Here is a 13272-nt window from a genome sequence, read left to right as displayed (position 1 = left end):
CATTTTTTGTTTTTGAGTTCAGCGTCGAGCTTCTACCGCTATTGAATGGTTCGGCTGACTCTCAGGCATGCTGCCCAGGCTAATAAGCCAATAAAGACATAAATTCCGAGATTAGTTTTTCCAACTTCAGCTACTGCATCCAGTGGATTTGGCGCGATGATCGCGTGGAAAGGCAGGGTGAATATCTCAGAAAAGAACTGATCCACTCCGTAATAACCAAACAAAGCGATCGGCATCCAGCGCAGCGCATAAATGGCGATAAATAAGATCACAAGCGGTGAGTTTACTTTCTGTGAGATAACCATGGTGGTTAAAGCCAAAGGTAGCAGCAGAAAACCAGCCAACCCCATCCTTAACAGAAACTCACTCCAATGCAGTAAGACATAGCCTACTGATGAGTAGCGATACAAGAAACCGATTTGATGATTGGTGGATACGTTGAGTGACCACAACATAAAATCGGCAATGATCACCAAGGCAGAACACACTAAAGGTATCACTAACAGTCCAAAGACGAGCTTGACGACGTGCGTCTGAACATCGCTGATCGGCATACTACGCCAGAACATGATACTGCCTTCTGAACGCTCTTTGCGTAGCGTTCTCGGAAAATATTGGGTACCAAGTAGAATGGAAAGTAAGCCTGCACCTCCCGCAATGAGAGAACTTAACTCTTCCCCCAACTGTTTTTGGATACCGTTGGCATCACCGCCGACACTCATTTGGAAGAAGAAATTTTGCTGAAGGTTCGAGTTGCTCATTAAACCGATAAACAACAAGGTCCCACAGACAAACATAAAAAATGGCACCCGAGACACGAGTGGGTTTTCTAGCCATTCTTTATTTAACATCGTCATTATAGAACGCATTAAGCTACCCCTTTTTGCAACGCGAGAAACAGATCAGCAAGCGTGACACCGTGAATGTCACCTAAGCCATCGACTTGTGCGGCGTACCTTGCGGGGAGTAACCACTTCGTTGTACCAAGCCCTTTTTGGGAAGAGAGAGGATGCATCGCTTCAATTTGTCGATGGTATTGATCTTGTGCATCAAGAATGAAGTAGTCTTCATGGATTTTATCCATCGAGGTTTGCAAAACAGAATGACCATGCTTGAGGATCAGGACATCCGTTAACAGGTGTTCGATTTCGGCCACTTCATGGCTGGCGATGATCAATATGCGTTCACCATCGTGAAACCATTCCAGTAGATGACGATAAAATGTATCTCGATAAACTAAGTCTAAACCGAGAGTTGGCTCATCAAGGATCAGAATTTGCGTATTGGTCGCGATGACTATCGCCAGATGCAGCTGTACTTTCATCCCTTTTGACAACGCGCGAATGCGAGACTTTGCTTTGATATCAGTTTGGTGAAGTATGGCATCGGCTTTATGACGATCAAAACCTGGGTGAACCCCCTCGGTATAGGCCAGCAATTGCTCGACTGTCATCCAGTCTGGCAACACATTCACATCTGAGATATAGGACAAGTGCTGCATGATTTTGTGGCGTTGCATGACGGGCTCATAGCCGTTGATGCGAATCGTGCCTTTATATTCATGAGCGCCGAGCAGCGCGTTAATTAACGTCGATTTACCAGCACCATTGTGACCAAGTAAGCCGAGCACCTGACCAGGATGCAAGTCAAAACTGATATCGTGTAGTGTTTCTCCTTGTTGGCTATAGTGTTTGGAGAGGTGCTTTACACTGACGGTTGCGTTCATTGGTCACCTTTAATTTGTAATTTGAGTTGCAGGATAAGTTCATCGAGAGACATATCCAGACGCTTTAACGTGTCGGCTATCTGAGGGATTTGCTCATTAAGGAAGCGTTTTTTTTCTGTGGCGAGTAATCGTTGTTTCGCGCCAGATGAGACAAACATACCCTGACCGAGTTTCTTCTCTACGACGCCTTGTTCAACCAAGAGTTGGTAGCCTTTCATGACAGTCAGGTGGTTAATTTTCATATCAGCAGCAACGCTACGAACAGAAGGTAAAGCCTCGCCCTCCTTCCAAGTTCCTTGCAGGATTTGCTGAGTGAGCAGGTCCGCCAACTGACGAAAAATTGGCTGGCGATCATGCCAATGTTTCATGATGAAACCCTTTGGCCAAGTTAGTGTTATATATAGGTATAACACCTTGGCGTTTATATAGAAAGGTCTGCAAGAAGATGAGTGAGAGTCATGGTTTTATTGATTGCTTAAGAAGGTTTGTCATAGGTGCCACTTCAAGTAATAAAATCAATAAGTTAATATTCATCTAATTGATCAGCAGCCAGAGGTAGAACATGTCTGAAAAAGTATCGACGTCAGCATTAGCAAAAATGCGTAATGTAGAAGCCAAGCTATTGTTCGCCGATCTTCAGCGAGCGGGTTATATCACACGTCAAGACGACAAATGGCTGTTGACGGAAGAGGGGGCTAAATTCGGCGGAGAATATGTCGAACATGCCAAATTTGGTCAATTCATCGTGTGGCCAACCACACTGCATATTGAACTCTCTTCAACGACTGGTAAAACACTCAGTGCGACGCAACTAGGGGATAAGCTCAACTTAAATCCGAAGCGCATTAATCAACTATTGAGCGAACTGGGTTGGATCAATAAATCAGAGACAGGCTGGAACGTGACTGCCACGGGGGTTCGAGCCGGAGGACAGCAGAGAATTGACAAGGAATCTCAACATTCTTTTGTTGTTTGGCACGAAGTCGTTCTGAAAAACAAGCGCTTGAAGCAGTCTGTGGTCGAGTTTTTAGGTCAGGATGCGGAGTCTCACTCGACGGACAAATCTTTTTCTAGTTTTCGTCAAAAGTTTGAAGCCAAACACCGCACTTTAGACGGACATTATGTGCGCTCGAAAGGTGAGCTGTTAATTGATAACTGGCTCTATTTGGCTGGAGTGGTACATGCCTACGAACGCCAACTGCCGATTGAGCAGGATGTCACCAGTGATTTCTATTTGCCAACTGGCAAAGTCTATTTGCAGTTTTGGGGAAGTGATAGTGGAGAAATCTGCAAAGCTGACCGAGAGACGATTCGAGAGGTTTATGAGCAACATCAGCTCAACTTGATTGAAGTCGATCCAAGTGAGCTTGAAAAGCTCGATGAGGTGTTACCCCAACGGTTACGCCAGTTTGGTATCAAAGCGTATTAAACGATAAACAAAAAAACCCGTGAGTGATCACGGGTTTTGTATTTCTAGCGTGGGCTAAAAATTGCGCTGCGATTAGAAGCCTTTGATGTTTTCTGCTTCTAGTTCAGAGAAGTATTTTACTGTCTTCACTTTTAGCTCTTGCTGAGAAGGCTCGTCACATACGATCACGGCTTTCGGATGCAGTTGAAGTGCTGAGACTGTCCATAGGTGGTTAACGCAGCCTTCTACCGCAGCTTCAAGAGCAAGTGCTTTGTTGTGGCCTGTTACCAGAATCATTACTTCTTCAGAATCCAGAAGTGTGCCAACGCCGATAGTCAGAGCGTATTTTGGAACTTGGTTGATGTCGCCGTCAAAGAAACGAGAGTTCGCGATACGAGTGTCTTCCGTCAGAGTTTTGATTCGAGTGCGAGAAGAAAGCGAAGATGCTGGCTCGTTGAACGCAATGTGACCGTCGTTACCCACACCGCCCATGAACAAATTAATCTTACCGTAAGATTTGATCTTATCTTCATAGCGTTTGCATTCAGCATCGTGGTCGTCAGTATTGCCGTTCAGCAAGTTGATATTTTCTTCTTGGATATCAATGTGGTTGAAGAAGTTGCTGTACATGAATGAACGGTATGATTCAGGGTGATCGGCTGGGATACCGATGTATTCATCCATGTTGAAAGTCACAACGTGCTTAAAGCTGACTTCACCCGCTTTGTGCAGTTCAATCAATGCGTTGTAAGTTGCTAGAGGAGTGCCACCAGTAGGTAGACCCAGAACGAATGGACGTTCAGCAGTAGGTTGGAAATCGTTGATGCGTTTTGCGATGTGTGCTGCTGCCCACTTACCTACTTGTGCTGCTTGAGTTAACGGGATAAGTCTCATTTTGTGCCCCTAGTAATTGAATTTAAGATGTTCTGAAACATTAATTCGCATTATAAAATAAGTTATCGGCAACTGCTATTGTTTTAGGTCAAAAATTTGCTTTTTCTTTGAGCGTTGTTGTTTTTATCAACAAATGAGCCATCAAATAACACTAAAAAGGACCAGTATGCCGTTTTTTACTTCTTATTAGCTTAGAGTGTATTGAGGTAAATTTCATGGCTGAAATTAAGTTTTTCATCGTGTGGAAATACGGCGGTGACGCAGAAAAGTCACAAGCATCGGTAGATATGAGAATGTTTTGATTTCAGATAAGATCGATAATGGCAAGGTGTCAGTTCCTTATCCATAATTAAGGCGTGTGTATTGGTGAGGAACTCGCTATGAAAAACGAATTAGATCCAAGCAAAGTATTATCGGCATACGAAAATGTGATGAACAATGGTACCCCAACTGAGTTTGGGAAGATCTATGAAGGGGTTGAGGCGTTTTCTGACTATGATGGCTACAACGTATTTTTGAGAGGTAACGGTGTGGAGTTAAAGATTGGTTTCCACAATACCTACAATCTTGAATACGATCAGGAACACTTGAAGGAGAGTTTTTTGAAAAAGATTGCCATGCTTGCCAAGTAAACCAACACGGTTTTATGAACAAATAAAGCCCTCGGGAGAACGCGACCTTGGGCTTTAGGAGAAGAAACAAATCACAAACGTTCACTCTTAAGGCGAATGAACGCTTGTCTAAGTCTTCGACTTAACTATCTATTAGATAGTTATACTGGTTAATTAATCGTCTTCAACCAAACTCTCTTCCGTGTAGTCTTCCGTTGCATCCGGCTTGTTGCGTCCGTTTAGCGTATGGAAGCGCTTGCGACCACGAGCGAGTTGCGTATATTTTAACCACGTACGCTCAATTTTGGTTTTTGCTTTGCCTGGGTGTTCTAACACCTTAACGAAGTGTTTCTCTTCGCTGTTTTCCGGTGTTAACTCGCCTGTTTCCAGACCAAGCATTGTATCCCCATAAATTGTTAGAATTTCCTCTTCTGCAAGAGTAAAATCACCAGACTTTGCAAATCCGCGTGGGAATTTTACGTTATCGTAAAATCGTTTTTTGCCATGACGGAATTCAGTGTCAGACATGTCAACAGCCTCTGTAACCGTTATTGATGAATGTAATGAACTAAGGCGAAAATTAGGCGCAAACCTAACAAAAGAAAAACAAATTTTTTTTATCGTCATGATTTTAAATAGTTGTTAATCTGGTTTGATATTAACCAGGAGATGGTTTATGGATGTAAAGGTCTTTCGAACATTTTTAGAGCTGGCAAGGGTTCGTCACTTTGGACGTGCTGCTGAGAACTTGTATATTACCCAAGCAGCGGTCAGCGCTCGCATCAAGCAACTGGAAAGTTATTTCGATACTCAATTGTTTATTCGTGATCGCAATAACATAAAGCTAACGTCTGCGGGTGAGCGATTAATTAGTTACGCTGAGGTGATGGTCACCACATTGCAGCAAGCCAAGCTGGAACTGTCACTCGATGATGGTAAAGCGCTGCAACTTACCTTAGGTGGCACCCCGAATATTTGGGATGCGTATCTACAGAACTGTTTGAGTGTGGTCACCGATTCTTTCGGCGGCTATGGCTTTATGGCGGAAGTCATGGGGCGCGAAATGCTCAGCCGTAGTCTTTTAGAGCGTACTCTGGACATGGCATTTGCCTTTGACCAGATAAAAGCGGATGAGCTGAACTGTAAAAAAGTGGCTGATGTTGTGCTTGTTCTGGTATCGACCGAACAAGATTCGCTAGATACGGTATTTGATAAAAAATACGTATACGTTGACTGGGGCACCCGTTTTGCTTCTGAGCATTCCGAGCGCCACCCGAAAATCCCGGCACCGTTCTTACGGACCTCAACTGCGCGTATTGCACTGGACTTTATTCTAGAAAAGGGTGGGGCCGCCTACTTACCGATATCTCTTGTTGAGCCATTTATTGCTAATGGGCAGCTCTACAAGGTGTCTGGAGTGGAAGACTGGCATCGCCCTATTTACTTGAGCTATCGCAAAGCCAGCTCGTCTGTAGAGGCGATTAAGCAGGTTGAAGAGATAGTGAAGCAGGTTGATCCCCTTACCGCATACAGCTTGCAGCAAATTGGATCAGGTGCGTCTGACGAATAAGCCATCATTGCTGTGAAATGAACACAAAGTAAAAGCCCCTGATTTGATATCAGGGGCTTTTTTATCAAAACTGGGATTACGCTAAGTCAAACACCAGTGCGAGAGTCTGTGCCGTAGAGTGATTACGAAATGTGACGCTGTTTTGCTGCTCAATCTTCGCGCCATCACCTTCAGCCAATGTTGTGCTGTCGACATCAAGCTTGCTTCGTACCTGATGAATAAAAAGGTTTCTGCTTTGCTCAATACTAAACGTCAGTTCTTGGTTTGGGTCTAAAATCAACTGGTATAAACGCGCATCCTGTTTGATGTGTAGGGTGCCATTTTCACCTGTTGGCGTCGCAATGGGCGTGAGTCCGCTGTGCTGACCAAAATTCTTTTGTTGATAACCCGGTTTGTTTCCAAATGAGTTTGGCTGTATCCAGATTTGAAGAAAACGCAGAGGGCCAGTGTCTGAAGCGTTAAATTCGCTGTGGTAGATCCCCTTACCTGCCGACATTAACTGAAATTCACCCGATGGTAATTTCTGTACATTCCCTTCACTGTCTTTGTGAGCAATTACGCCCTCAAGTACATAGCTGATGATCTCCATGTCTCGATGACCATGAGTGTCAAAGCCAGCGCCTGGTTGGACGATGTCGTCGTTGATCACACGGAGATCCGAAAAGCCCATGTGTTGAGGATCGTAGTAGCTGCCAAAAGAAAAAGTATGCTTACTGTCCAGCCAGCCAAAATCAGCTCTTCCTCGATCTTTTGCGTGTCGCACTGTGATCATCTGTGTTTCCTCAGTATTCGTGTTCAGATATGGGGTTCAGAGTGGAACTGCACTCTGAACCGTACTTCTAAAAAGGGAAATTAAGAAAGCTTCTTGTTTAAAAGGTTATCCAGACCAGCTTTACCAGCACCTGAGAAAATCAGAGAAACGCTCGCTGCTAATAGTGCTAATCCAAATTCATAACCGTTGTTTGCCAGGAACAGACCGTTCTCGAAGTGAACCGAGAAAATAGCGATAAGCATGGTAAAAGAAAGTACGGTCGCTGCTGGTCGAGTCAGTAAGCCTAATAGAATAAACAAACCACCAAAGAACTCACCACTACCTGCTAAGAAAGCCATTAAAACACCAGGACCTAAGCCAATCGATGCCATCCACTGACCAGTGCCTTCCAGTCCGTAGCCACCAAACCAGCCAAATAGCTTCTGAGAGCCGTGTGCCATAAAGATGATGCCGATAGGAATGCGAAGTGCCAGCGTGCTGAAACCTGCGTTTGATGCGGTAATTTTTTGTAGAAGTGCTTTCATGATTCTGTCCTCATACGATGTTTTTTGAGCGGGAGTCCATTCTCCCTAGCTGTTGAGTACAGTTTAGGTCGGGTTTATACGATAAAAAATTGGGGTTATTTGATGCTCTAGTTCAATAAATTCGAACTAGTAGTTTTTTACCTTTTAAATCATATTATTAAGATTGTATTTGGTGTTTGTTTTTCCTGAAAAAATCGAGGTTTCTTAATCACTATGTCATTTTTTTCGAAAGAGAGGGGGGTTAACTTTGGTGATAAATCTATGAAACTAGACCAAAAAAATAGAGCACGGGGGCGTGTGCTCTATTTTTTCGATATTAATGAGGGAGGAGGCTTCCTCGGCAACAAGAATTAGAGATTCATCAAACTTTCAAGCGACTCCTCTACATTGTTGTAGTGATAAGTCCTAATATTACCCCCATCGGTAGTATTGATTTGAATTTCTGAAATCTCGTTATTTGAGTCTCGCTCAATTATTCCGATAGAATGATCAACGGATTTACTCGTAATAACCTTTTGGTTTCTAAGCACAATTACGCATGTGTGTAAGTCCATACCAATTCCCTTTTAGCCGACGTTGTTGTGATGTTCTGGTCTTAACTTTAGTGTAGAAATACGCTAATGCCAACTATTCTCAATATTGAGTTCCGAAAATGGCTAACCTCAGTAAACACCTCGTTCTACAATGATCATATAGCCCATTGAGCAGATGAACTGCTCGTTAAGATTGTGCAAGCAAGGACAGCATCATGCTTATACACCCCTACACGTCATTGACGTTTGAGCAATGTCAGAAAGCGCGTATGTCACGTGATAGCCGTTTTGATGGTCGATTTTATATTGGTGTTAAAACAACCGGTATTTTCTGCCGACCAATATGTCCAGCTAACTTACCGAAAGAAGAGAATGTCGAATATTTTACGGACAAAACTCAGGCTATTAAGGCAGGTTATCGCCCGTGTTTGCGCTGCCGACCGGATAGTGCGCCTGGTTCGTGGGCCTGGAGAGGAGTAGAAACCACGTTTCAACGCGCTATCTCTATGATTGATAAGGGGGAGTTGCATCATCATTCGGTGTGTGAACTAGCAGAGCGTGTAGGAATATCTGATCGTTATTTGAGAATGTTGTTCGAACAGTACCTAGGTATGTCGCCCAAGCAATATGCTCAATATCAGCAATTGATGTTTGCTAAACAGTTACTGCATTCGAGTTCGATGTCTGTTACCGAAGTGGGCTTTGCCGCAGGTTTTAACAGCACGCGCCGGTTTAATGATGCTTTTCAAAAGTTTCTCAAATTGACACCGTCTCAGGTTAGGCGTAATGAGTTTGAAAAAATGGAAACGAATCGGATAGTGTTACCGTTTCGCGGCGAATTTAATTGGCAGCATATGTTGGACTTTTATCGTTTAAGGGCGATAGAAGGCGTGGAAGTACTGACGGAAAACAGCTATAGCCGTACGGTTTGTATCTCAGGAAGCAAAGCGTGGTTTAAAGCGACGAAAGGTGAAAGCCATCTCGAACTGGACTTCGAAATTGAAGATGTCGCCAAATTGCAGAATTTGGTGACCAGTGTTCGCCGAATGTTTGATCTTGACGCTGATATTTGCACGATAGAGCGGCATCTCAGTTATGTTGCCCCTGGGGTTGTAAAGAGTAGTGGTATTCGGATTCCTGGTGTGTGGAGTACATGGGAAGCGGGCGTTCGGGCAATTTTAGGCCAGCAAGTTTCGGTTAAAGCGGCGATTGGCCAGTTGAATCTGCTGGTAGATAAACTCAGTGCAGAAGGAGAAGCGCGTTATTTTCCTGAGCCAATTGACATCGTGAATGCGGACGTGAGTTTTTTACGCATGCCTCAGAGTCGAAAGAATACGTTAGTGACCTTTGCACAATATATGTTGGATAATCCACAAGCGGAACCACAGCAATGGTTAAAACTTAAAGGTATTGGGCCCTGGACGGTGAGTTATGCCGAGCTTCGGGGAGAGTCTAACCCTGACTGTTTTTTGCATAACGACTTAGTCGTAAAAAAGGCAATGCAGCGCTTCCCGTCTCTCAATAGCCATACCGCGTCACCTTGGGGAAGTTACGCAACTTTTCATTTATGGAATCAATCATGAAAACAATCTATACCGAAATGCCCAGCCCGTTAGGCACCGTGACGATACAAGCTAACTCTGACGGCTTACTTGGTATTTGGTTTGAAACCTGTACAACAAAACCGGATGATTTGGGTGAGCGTGATGATCGCCAGCCAATCTTGCATCAGGCCGTTGTTCAGTTAGGGGAATACTTTTCTGGGTCAAGGAACGAGTTTGATCTTCCCTTGGCGGCCACGGGGACGGATTTTCAAAACCAGGTCTGGCATGCACTAACAACCATTCCTTACGGAGAAACCTGGAGCTATCAACAGCTTGCAGACGCAATAGGCAATCCTAAGGCCGTGCGTGCCGTAGGGTTGGCCAACGGGAAAAATCCAATTTCTATCGTCGTTCCCTGTCATCGTGTCATTGGTAAGAGTGGGAAATTGACGGGCTATGCGGGTGGCGTTGAGCGTAAGCAGAGGTTACTGGCTTTGGAGCAGGGCAAGCCTCTTTGATTGAGATGAGAGCGTTCTCAGACTGAACCGAACTTAAGCTCACTTACTTTTATTGAGTATAAAAAAGCCCCGAGACGTTGGCTCGGGGCTTTTTCTATTTCTTCAGGCATTATCAGGCGATTATGCTTCCTGAGGTTTGGGTTGGTAACGGCCAGGTTTATGATTCATGGCAAGAATCAGGTTGATAATCACAGCCCCCATTACAGATAGAGCGATGATGTAAACATCCACGATAAACAGAGACATGATGACAATGGCACAATCCAACGCCATCTGTACTTTACCCGCCCGGATTCCGAAGCGTTCCTGTAGATACAGCGCCAGAATGTTAAAGCCGCCAAGGCTCATCTTATGGCGAAAGATAACCAACATTCCGATACCGATCAGTCCACCACCCAGAAGTGCCGCATACACCATATTGATTCTCGAAATTTCAATCACTTGATGCAGATGGTCTACCGCGAAAGAGACAATCGTCACCGCAATAAAGGTATTGATGGAAAATCGCCAGCCCATACGTGTTACAGAAAGAATGTAGAACGGGAGGTTGAGTGCGAAAAAGATTTGACCAAAACTGAAATCACTCACTTTGGTGAGGAATATCGCTAAACCTGCCGTGCCGCCAGTCAGTAGTCCAACTTTGCTGAAAATAATAACCCCCAAAGACACCAACGCACTGCCAAGCGTCAGAGCCAAGAGGTTCTCTCTAAAGCTATGATCTTTATCCATAAAAGTTTTTCCTTGGTTTAAACCCTTCCAGCCACATTGGCAGCTGGAGTCAGGGATGCGGTCGCCAAAGTGGCCACCAAAATATTTGCAATAGTATTGATATAACCTGATGACGTTATGCTGCTGCGTGAGCTAGGGAGGTGGGCAATACTTCAGAAAAACACGCCATCGTTAGCCTCCCAATTGTCACTGAAACCGCTTAAGTCTGGGTTACTTGCGCATAAAATGTCTTGAAAAGTGACCAATGTCGAGTTTTCAACAAACATTGAATTTTTGTTAGCCTGTTTAACATAATGTACACGTTGTAAAGTTGAGCTAGAAAAAGAAAGGAAAATCATGATAAAGCGAGTTGGACCAACTGAAATTAACGCTTTGCATAGGCTGAGTTGTCATTGTGGAGCAGTGGAGCTAGAGCTTTCACTACCTAATGGCATTGAAAAACCAAGACGATGTGATTGCTCTATGTGCCGTCGTCGTGGCGCTATTGTGGCTTCTGTCCCCCTAAGTGGCATTCGAATTGTTAAAGGAGAAGAAAAGCTTAAGCTTTATCAGTTCAATACCTTTACCGCAAAACATTACTTCTGTAGCGAATGCGGTATTTATACCCATCACCAGCGTCGCTCAGACCCTACTGAATATGGTTACAATGTCGGGTGTCTTGATGGTGTAAATCCATACGATCTAGGTGATATTGAAGTGATGGATGGCGTGAACCATCCATCAGACAGATAGCGTTACTGAAACAAGCCACCGTTCATCCAGACATGTGCAGCGATGCTGGTGGCGTAACCCAGAGCAATCACCGGTGTCCACTTTAAGTGGCCAAAGAAAGTGTATTGACCACGTGCTGCCCCCATTAACGCGACGCCAGCGGCCGACCCGATAGAGAGTAAACTACCACCAACACCCGCAGTGAGTGTGACCAGCAACCAGTTGCCGACAGACATGTCTGGCTGCATGGTTAATACGGCAAACATCACTGGAATGTTATCCACGATGGCTGAAAGTATGCCGACCATTACGTTCGCCCACATTGGATTCCATTCGGTGTACATCACATGAGAAACCAGCTCTAAATAGCCAAGCAAGCTAAGCCCACCAACGCACATCACGACTCCGTAGAAGAAGAGTAAGGTATCCCACTCCGCACGTGACACACGATGGAACACATCAAACGGCACGACGGAACCGATACGTTTCAGAGCCTGCTCATCGCCATTCGCAATCGCGATGGCCGTTTTTTTCGCTAAAGACTGCTTGAGTGTCCGACGTAGGAAATAGCCAAAAAATTGCAAGTAAGCCAAACCCATCATCATGCCTATCACAGGAGGGAAGTGCAGCACGGCATGGAAAGAGACGGCGGTAGCGATGGTCAGAATGAATAACAGAACAATGCGTCTTGCTCCGCGTTTCAGCTCCACGTGCTCATGTTTGGTATTGGGTTTGGTGTTTGGTACAAACAGCGACATCAAAAAGGCTGGGACTAAATAGTTGACCAAAGAAGGGATAAACAGAGGAAGAAATTCAGAAAATCTGACGTGACCCGCTTGCCAGACCATTAACGTTGTAATATCACCAAAAGGGCTGAATGCACCGCCCGCGTTGGCGGCGATGACGATATTGATACAAGCCAGATTGACGAATTTTGGGTTGTCGCCAGAGACTTTCATTACTACAGCACACATCAACAGTGCCGTCGTTAAGTTATCCGCGATGGGTGAAATAATGAATGCGAGGAAACCTGTCAGCCAAAACAGCTTTTTAAAGCCGAAACCCTTACCCACCATCCACGCTTGTAAAGAGTCAAAGAGTCTTCGCTCTTCCATGGCGTTGATGTAAGTCATCGCCACTAATAGAAATAGCAGCAATTCTGCGTATTCAAGCAAGTTGTGCTCTAACGCAGCTTTAGCTACATCCTGTTGGTTGTGTTGAGTAAAGGTGTACCCGATCAGAATCCAAATTAACCCTGCTGCAAGCAGCACAGGTTTGGATTTTCTCATCTTGAGATACTCTTCCAGCATAACCAGAGCGTAAGCAATAGAAAACAGAACTAGAGCGGTATAGCCAACGGTAGAATTAACTAGGTTGAGCTCGCTGGTGACCGCAGCCATGCTGGAGCTTGAGAATAACAAACAGCAGAAAGCCACAATTGGGTAAATTGGCATAGACATTTCTCCCTTGTCTTGTTGGAGAAATAGTAGCCATAAATTAAGAGGTTAGTTGTGAGAAAGCTCGAATTAACAGTAGGAACCGGGTGTTATGCCACTATTTTCTTAGTGACACGATACCCGCTACGCAACATAAAATCGCTGCGGCATACAAACCGTAGGTCAGCCAATGGCTTATTTCTAAAAAAGGAGTGACTCCTTGAGATGCCCACATACAGCCTCCGTTAAATGAGCAGTGTTTTATTTATTGGGTAAATCTAAAGGAAATGCTCAAT

General features: G+C 44.6%; 16 protein-coding genes. 6 read left to right on the top strand and 10 right to left on the bottom strand.

What is annotated here, in order from left to right:
• Positions 1 to 38 precede the first annotated feature (38 nt).
• The 3 genes from DBX26_RS21035 to DBX26_RS21025 are packed head-to-tail and all read right to left on the bottom strand — an operon-like array spanning position 39 to position 2094.
• Positions 39 to 869, bottom strand: coding sequence for a hypothetical protein (locus DBX26_RS21035; RefSeq protein WP_014233438.1), 831 nt, complete (start codon positions 867 to 869; stop codon positions 39 to 41).
• Positions 869 to 1726, bottom strand: a complete 858-nt coding sequence (locus DBX26_RS21030) for an ABC transporter ATP-binding protein (RefSeq protein WP_065303184.1) — start codon at positions 1724 to 1726, stop codon at positions 869 to 871. Before DBX26_RS21030 ends, DBX26_RS21035 begins: the two co-directional genes overlap by 1 nt.
• Positions 1723 to 2094: a GntR family transcriptional regulator gene (locus tag DBX26_RS21025; protein WP_118120800.1), complete on the bottom strand. Its 372-nt coding sequence runs from the start codon at positions 2092 to 2094 to the stop codon at positions 1723 to 1725. Before DBX26_RS21025 ends, DBX26_RS21030 begins: the two co-directional genes overlap by 4 nt.
• Before the next feature lie 194 nt (positions 2095 to 2288).
• On the opposite strand from DBX26_RS21025, the gene DBX26_RS21020 reads away from it, so the two are divergent.
• Positions 2289 to 3155 carry a glycerol kinase gene (locus tag DBX26_RS21020; RefSeq protein WP_118120799.1) on the top strand — a complete coding sequence of 289 codons (867 nt, stop codon included), beginning with the start codon at positions 2289 to 2291 and terminating at the stop codon, positions 3153 to 3155.
• A 72-nt stretch (positions 3156 to 3227) separates the two neighbouring features.
• Here DBX26_RS21020 and nagB read toward each other — a convergent pair whose 3' ends face one another.
• On the bottom strand, positions 3228 to 4028 hold the full coding sequence (nagB, locus tag DBX26_RS21015; RefSeq protein WP_014233442.1) for a glucosamine-6-phosphate deaminase: 801 nt from the start codon (positions 4026 to 4028) through the stop codon (positions 3228 to 3230).
• Between the two features lie 380 nt (positions 4029 to 4408).
• Here nagB and DBX26_RS21010 point away from each other — a divergent pair, with 380 nt between their 5' ends.
• Positions 4409 to 4660 carry a DUF3081 domain-containing protein gene (locus DBX26_RS21010; protein ID WP_014233443.1) on the top strand — a complete coding sequence of 84 codons (252 nt, stop codon included), beginning with the start codon at positions 4409 to 4411 and terminating at the stop codon, positions 4658 to 4660.
• 153 nt (positions 4661 to 4813) lie between these two features.
• Here DBX26_RS21010 and DBX26_RS21005 read toward each other — a convergent pair whose 3' ends face one another.
• Positions 4814 to 5167 carry a DUF413 domain-containing protein gene (locus DBX26_RS21005; RefSeq protein ID WP_014233444.1) on the bottom strand — a complete coding sequence of 118 codons (354 nt, stop codon included), beginning with the start codon at positions 5165 to 5167 and terminating at the stop codon, positions 4814 to 4816.
• 148 nt (positions 5168 to 5315) lie between these two features.
• Between DBX26_RS21005 and DBX26_RS21000 the strand changes: the two genes are divergently transcribed.
• Positions 5316 to 6209, top strand: a complete 894-nt coding sequence (locus DBX26_RS21000; RefSeq protein ID WP_014233445.1) for a LysR family transcriptional regulator — start codon at positions 5316 to 5318, stop codon at positions 6207 to 6209.
• Between the two features lie 76 nt (positions 6210 to 6285).
• Here the strand turns inward: DBX26_RS21000 and DBX26_RS20995 are convergent, their stop codons facing one another.
• The 3 genes from DBX26_RS20995 to DBX26_RS20985 all read right to left on the bottom strand — a co-directional run bounded on the left by DBX26_RS20995 (position 6286) and on the right by DBX26_RS20985 (position 8059).
• Positions 6286 to 6981, bottom strand: coding sequence for a pirin family protein (locus DBX26_RS20995; protein ID WP_118120798.1), 696 nt, complete (start codon positions 6979 to 6981; stop codon positions 6286 to 6288).
• A gap of 80 nt (positions 6982 to 7061) precedes the next feature.
• Positions 7062 to 7505 (bottom strand): DoxX family protein, encoded by a 444-nt coding sequence (locus DBX26_RS20990; protein WP_014233447.1) that lies wholly within the window; start codon positions 7503 to 7505, stop codon positions 7062 to 7064.
• Positions 7506 to 7855: 350 nt separating this feature from the next.
• Entirely contained in the window at positions 7856 to 8059 is a 204-nt protein-coding gene (locus DBX26_RS20985; protein WP_014233448.1) for a hypothetical protein, read from the bottom strand.
• Positions 8060 to 8253: 194 nt separating this feature from the next.
• Here DBX26_RS20985 and DBX26_RS20980 point away from each other — a divergent pair, with 194 nt between their 5' ends.
• On the top strand, positions 8254 to 9621 hold the full coding sequence (locus tag DBX26_RS20980) for a DNA-3-methyladenine glycosylase 2 family protein (RefSeq protein ID WP_118120797.1): 1368 nt from the start codon (positions 8254 to 8256) through the stop codon (positions 9619 to 9621).
• On the top strand, positions 9618 to 10100 hold the full coding sequence (locus DBX26_RS20975) for a methylated-DNA--[protein]-cysteine S-methyltransferase (protein WP_118120796.1): 483 nt from the start codon (positions 9618 to 9620) through the stop codon (positions 10098 to 10100). The genes DBX26_RS20980 and DBX26_RS20975 overlap by 4 nt, the downstream gene beginning before the upstream one ends.
• A 120-nt stretch (positions 10101 to 10220) precedes the next feature.
• Here DBX26_RS20975 and DBX26_RS20970 read toward each other — a convergent pair whose 3' ends face one another.
• On the bottom strand, positions 10221 to 10829 hold the full coding sequence (locus tag DBX26_RS20970; protein ID WP_014233451.1) for a YitT family protein: 609 nt from the start codon (positions 10827 to 10829) through the stop codon (positions 10221 to 10223).
• A gap of 336 nt (positions 10830 to 11165) precedes the next feature.
• Between DBX26_RS20970 and DBX26_RS20960 the strand changes: the two genes are divergently transcribed.
• On the top strand, positions 11166 to 11561 hold the full coding sequence (locus DBX26_RS20960; protein WP_020335069.1) for a GFA family protein: 396 nt from the start codon (positions 11166 to 11168) through the stop codon (positions 11559 to 11561).
• 2 nt (positions 11562 to 11563) lie between these two features.
• Here DBX26_RS20960 and nhaD read toward each other — a convergent pair whose 3' ends face one another.
• Positions 11564 to 12994 (bottom strand): sodium:proton antiporter NhaD, encoded by a 1431-nt coding sequence (gene nhaD / locus DBX26_RS20955; RefSeq protein ID WP_014233453.1) that lies wholly within the window; start codon positions 12992 to 12994, stop codon positions 11564 to 11566.
• Positions 12995 to 13272: the final 278 nt, after the last annotated feature.

The organism is Vibrio sp. dhg, assembly GCF_003443775.1.
GTDB lineage: Bacteria > Pseudomonadota > Gammaproteobacteria > Enterobacterales > Vibrionaceae > Vibrio > Vibrio natriegens.
This window is presented reverse-complemented; position numbering and strand designations above follow the sequence as displayed.